This window comes from Micrococcus sp. GbtcB5 (assembly GCF_019091605.1).
Lineage (GTDB): Bacteria > Actinomycetota > Actinomycetes > Actinomycetales > Micrococcaceae > Micrococcus > Micrococcus luteus.
The window spans coordinates 1-231 of record NZ_JAGXJK010000592.1 but is presented as its reverse complement, the minus strand read 5'-3'; the positions used below and the strand labels follow the sequence as shown (position 1 = coordinate 231).

Genomic DNA, 231 nt, shown 5'->3' with positions numbered 1-231 from the left:
AGCGGGTCCGTCCGGGCCTGAGGGTGCACGCCTCCCTCCTGGGCGACCCCGCCCTGGCCTCCGGCGAGGAGGCCGACGTGGCCGCGCCCGCCCGCCAGGCCGCCGTCGGGATGGAGCTGACGCACCTGGCCACGCTGTACCACGACGACGTGGTGGACGTGGCCCCCGTGCGCCGCGGGCCTCCCGCCGCCCACCGGCTGTGGGGCATCTCGGCGGCGGTGCCGGGCGGTG

At 79.7% G+C, this 231-nt stretch carries 1 protein-coding gene; it reads left to right on the top strand.

Translation table 11 applies throughout. From position 1 onward, the window contains the following. Window positions 1-231, top strand: a 231-nt coding sequence (locus KVS67_RS13625) for a polyprenyl synthetase family protein (protein ID WP_217565603.1), incomplete at both ends; no start/stop codon positions are given.